Origin of the sequence: Intestinimonas sp., from assembly GCF_026169115.1 — a bacterium.
Classification (GTDB): domain Bacteria; phylum Bacillota; class Clostridia; order Oscillospirales; family Oscillospiraceae; genus Intestinimonas.
Genome location: NZ_JAPFEA010000125.1, coordinates 1 through 4,103 on the forward strand (window position 1 = coordinate 1; position 4,103 = coordinate 4,103).

General features: G+C 64.9%; 7 protein-coding genes. All 7 read right to left on the reverse strand.

All coding sequences use genetic code 11. From position 1 onward, the window contains the following. Positions 1 to 89: 89 nt before the first annotated feature. Positions 90 to 557, reverse strand: a complete 468-nt coding sequence (locus Q0Y09_RS10750; RefSeq protein ID WP_297721311.1) for a hypothetical protein — start codon at positions 555 to 557, stop codon at positions 90 to 92. Beyond that, positions 554 to 1,021, reverse strand: coding sequence for a hypothetical protein (locus Q0Y09_RS10755; protein WP_297721314.1), 468 nt, complete (start codon positions 1,019 to 1,021; stop codon positions 554 to 556). Before Q0Y09_RS10755 ends, Q0Y09_RS10750 begins: the two co-directional genes overlap by 4 nt. Then, a complete protein-coding gene (locus Q0Y09_RS10760) occupies positions 1,021 to 1,635 on the reverse strand; it encodes a hypothetical protein (RefSeq protein WP_297721317.1) in 615 nt (204 codons plus the stop codon). The genes Q0Y09_RS10755 and Q0Y09_RS10760 overlap by 1 nt, the downstream gene beginning before the upstream one ends. Positions 1,636 to 1,638: 3 nt before the next feature. Next, entirely contained in the window at positions 1,639 to 1,953 is a 315-nt protein-coding gene (locus Q0Y09_RS10765; protein ID WP_297721319.1) for a phage gp6-like head-tail connector protein, read from the reverse strand. 4 nt (positions 1,954 to 1,957) lie between these two features. Next, positions 1,958 to 3,202: a phage major capsid protein gene (locus tag Q0Y09_RS10770; RefSeq protein ID WP_297721322.1), complete on the reverse strand. Its 1,245-nt coding sequence runs from the start codon at positions 3,200 to 3,202 to the stop codon at positions 1,958 to 1,960. 13 nt (positions 3,203 to 3,215) lie between these two features. Next, a complete protein-coding gene (locus Q0Y09_RS10775) occupies positions 3,216 to 3,914 on the reverse strand; it encodes a hypothetical protein (protein ID WP_297721324.1) in 699 nt (232 codons plus the stop codon). Next, positions 3,915 to 4,103, reverse strand: a 189-nt coding sequence (locus tag Q0Y09_RS10780; protein ID WP_297721327.1) for a hypothetical protein, incomplete at its 5' end; no start/stop codon positions are given.

Below are 4,103 nucleotides of genomic sequence, written 5' to 3' on the forward strand. Positions count from 1 at the left end.
AGCCCTTCTTGCTCCGGTTGGCCGCCGCCCGTGCCGCCTTCTGGAAGGTGATGGTCAGGCTGGGCAGACCAATACTCGTTGCCATAAGATCACTCCTTCGTCGAAATGTTGAGTGCATAGTGTTCCATGAGGGGCACGTCGCCGGGCGGGTTGCCCGGCTCGGTGTAGGCAGGCCGCCCGTCCATCCAGGAGGCGGAGAAGGTCACATAGGCCTCCCCCGGCCCCGGAGAGGGTGCTCCAACAGTTAGGATCACGCTCCGGTCCCCCACCTGGATGGCCGGTCCGCCGAAGGCGCCCAGGACGGCCAACTGGTCACGCCGCAGCTGCTCTGTGCTCTCTGCTGAGTAGGTGTCGGTGGCGGCACAGAGGGTCAGTTCTGCTTCAAAAGTCCACTGGACCAGAAAGGGGTTTGCATCCTCATAGCTGGCGTTGGTCACATAGAGAAAGCTGGACGGGCGCTTGTGGTCAGCCGGGCAGAAGTCCCGGTAGAGCATCCGCTCCGGCCACAGCTTGGCGATCCGCGCCGCTATGGCCTCCATCAGGTCCTGATAGGTCAAAGCCGTCCCTCCAATCCGTCTGTGATGAGCGTCATCAGAGCATCCACATCCTCCTGGTTCATGCCGGCCAGTTGCCGGCGTACCGCGTCATAGCTCCACCGCCCCGGCACTGCCGCCGCCTTGACCCTGGAGCGATATCCCTTCCCGCCCTGGTGCTTACGGATCTTGTGCCCGCCCTCAAAGGCGTTGGTGATATAACCAACCGCATACCGCTTACCGCTCTTTGTGGTCTGGTATTCATTGGCCTTGGGGCGGACGGCCACGTAACCGCCCCTGTCGCCCATATGGGAGACCTGCCACCCGGCCACCTTCCCGGTACCGCCGATCTCGCTGCGCGCCTGCTGGAGAAGCTTGGCTCCCATCGCTGCCAGCGCAGACCGTTTCTCCTTGGGAAATCGCTGTACCAGTGCGTCCCAGCTCTCGACCAGGCGGTCCAGGCCGGTGGTATCCACAGTGTCCGGCATCAGACATCCCCCCTCCAGACGATCTCATACTCGTTTTTCCAGGCGTCCAGCACATGACAGACAGTTACATGATACTTGCCCTTGGCCGGCCCCTCCTGAACTGTTACCAGGTCCCCGGCCTTCAGGGTGATGGGCTTGGAAGTCACCAGCACATAGCTGGTCTCGTTCTCCGCGTGGGTCTCCTCCCGCTCATACCTGGCATATTTCTCCGTCAACACGCCGGGGAAGGTCATGCGCATGGTCTCCGCCGTTATTGGCCGTGCATTCTCTCCCACTGTGTCCTCCGTCCGGGTGGCGGTACAGGATACCGGCTCCACCACCGCCGCGTCCACGTCCAGGTGCCCCCTCCCCCGCTCCGTGATGGCGGTGAGAAAGAGGTGTTGGTCTCCCAGCCGCAGGGCGTTGTGGAGGGTGAGGGACTGCCGCCGCAGGACCACTGCGGCGTCCCGGGCCCCCACTCCCACCTTGGAAAAGAGGTTGGTCCCAGGCCGGAAGGTGATATTGGCCCAGGCCCGGCGGACCCGCTCCCAGGTCCAGACGCCGGGTCCGGTCTCCCGCAGGGCCAGCACCTGGACGGGCTTGTCCAGCTTCCCGGCGTCGATGTGATCCGCCACGGTCTACCCCTCCCTTCTCTCCGGCTCGGTCAGCTTCAGCTGGTTGATGAGACGCCGGAAGGAGGGGTTGTCCGCCACAATGGTGCCCGTGATGGTCACGTCCCGCCGGTCAAAGCCGTCCAGCACCATGAAGTTGACGCACAGGTCGTACTGGGCACACCTGGGGGTACCGGAGGCGGGCGGAGAGATCCCCGCCCCCTCCATATACCCCACCGCCGCGTCATAGAGCCCCTCCAGGGTGGCCATCTCCTCCTCGGTAGGCTCCACGATCCGGCAATAGGCCAGCAGCCTGGCCCGCCGCTCCTCAGTCAGGGCCATGGGCTCAGCCGTTGGCGGGCATGGTGGCCACCACAAAGCCCTTGTCCACGATGAGGTTACCGCCCACCATGGCGTCACCCAGGATGGTGAGCATCCGCTCCACCGCCTTCACAGACTCATCCACCCGGACGGTGTAGGAGCCGAATAGGCCCAGCTCGTAGTTCATGGGGTCGCCGTACACCATGGTCTGGATGGCAGACTCTCCCTTGGTAGAAGTGGAAAGGGCAGTGAGTTTGGAGGAGATGGAATAGGGCACGATGGTGCCGCCCTCCCGGATGGTGCCGGTGTTGGGATTGGCGGCGTCGGGCACAATGTCAAAGAGCCGCCGCTTCTCGTTGGTGCCCCGCAGCTTGCCCAGGGCCAGCAGGTCTTTCTTGTTGAGGTAGAGCCGGCAGTTGCCGCCCAGCTCCTCGTCACCGCCGTAGGCGAACATCAGCTCGGTGAGGAGATCAGGCCCCACCTCCTCCACGTCCAGGGTGGCGTAGATGGTGCTGCCTGCCATGTTCTTGGCGGTCTTGATGCCGAACATGTCATTGGTGGACTGGCCGTCGCCGTTGAAGATCATCCCCACTGTGTCCCGGCGCATGGCCTTCATGGCCATGCCAAAGACCTTGGCGTAGTAGTTGGCGGGGGTGAGCCGTGAGATGTTCCGGTCCACATAGCTGGTGGTGGTGAGCTCATAGGGGGAGATCTTTGCCACGCCGAAGGTGGGGTCGGCGGAGGGCGTGCGGGAGGTTCCGGCGGCGGTGGATACCTTGGCCCCCTTGGCGTCGGGCTCGGAGATCACGTAGGGCTCCAGGTAAGCGGACATGCCGGTGAGGTCCTGGACATAGACCTGGTCAATGATAGCGCCCACGCCGTAGCCCAGGGCGTCCCGGATATCGGTACCGGCGCCGGTGGGCTGGGCCAGGGTGCCGGTGGCCAGGGTCACGGACTTCTCGGTATGATTGGGCACAAAGAGGGCCTTGGCCACCTCCAGGGGAGAGAAGGTCACCTCGTGACCCTTCATGAGCGCATTGCCCCGCTCCTCCGCCTTGTCCTTCTCCTCGGCGGGGTCGGCGGCCTTCTCCAGGAACTTCCGGTCCTGCTCCCGGACCAGGTCCTCCACGTCCTTGATCTCCTCGTTCATCTTGGTCACCTTGGCCATCTCGGCGCGGTACTCCTCCCGCTTGCCCTCCTTCAGCAGGGTTTCGGCCCCCTCCAGCAGGGCGGTGCGCTGGGTCTTCAGATCGATCAGCTTGCGTCTCATTGTGTTCCCTCCATTAAAATCTGTTTTTCTCCAGCTCCAGCAGGGCCTCGTCCAGCCACTCCTGGCTATCTTCACCGGGCGCTCCGCCCGAAGGGTCACCTTCCGGGCCATCCGGCCCGCCGTAGCGCTTGACCACGCCGGCCGCTGGCTGGGCCGGCACCGGCAGCATAGACACCTCGTAGGCGTCGGCGGCGCCGTCCAGCTCGATGTAGCAGAGCTTGCCGTCGTACTCACAGCCCTTGACGTGCTCGCACCAGGCGGTGGCCCGGTCCGTGCCGCAGATGGAGCAGACGGCCCGCTCCCCCGCTACCCCCACGCTGCACTCCCGCAGCAGGCCCGTCTCAATGGCGGCAATGGTGTCGCCATTGCCCTGGAGCCGGGGCATGTAGCACCGCAGGACCAGCTGCTGACCGCCCTCCACACCAGGCATCTCCTCCACCCCGGCGGCGTACACCCGGGCGGTCTGGCTGCCAGCGCTCCACTTGTGGTCCAGCAGCACCGGACGGCCCACAAAGAGCTCGGCCAGGGCCTCCAGTGTGCGCTCGGTGAACCGCTCCAGGTCCCGATCCACCTGGTTGTTGCACGCCGCCAGGCGGAAGGTGTAGACCTCCTCTGCCGCCAGTGGACGCAGGGCCTGGGCGCTGATGAGGGCCAGGTCCTCCCCGGTGGCCTCGGCCTTCAGGAGCCGGGCCGCCTTCATGATCTGTTCCATTCACTCCTCCTTCCTTCCCTGAGCCGCGCGGATGCGGCTCAGCTCCGGCCAGTCCTCCAGGGGCACATAGTTGAGGGATGCCTTCCGGGCGTCCCCGCCGGGCACGTCGGGCCGGTCCTCCAGCTCCTCGATGTCGTTAACGGAGAACACGCCGATCTCATTCATGGCCTTGTACCAGTCCTTCCGGGC

Excerpts from the sequence above, each read along its gene's own strand:
- Q0Y09_RS10755 (WP_297721314.1), bottom strand. The coding sequence starts at position 1,021 with ATGCCGGACACTGTGGATACCACCGGCCTGGACCGCCTGGTCGAGAGC.
- Q0Y09_RS10765 (WP_297721319.1), bottom strand. The coding sequence starts at position 1,953 with ATGGCCCTGACTGAGGAGCGGCGGGCCAGGCTGCTGGCCTATTGCCGG.
- Q0Y09_RS10770 (WP_297721322.1), bottom strand. The coding sequence starts at position 3,202 with ATGAGACGCAAGCTGATCGATCTGAAGACCCAGCGCACCGCCCTGCTG.
- Q0Y09_RS10775 (WP_297721324.1), bottom strand. The coding sequence starts at position 3,914 with ATGGAACAGATCATGAAGGCGGCCCGGCTCCTGAAGGCCGAGGCCACC.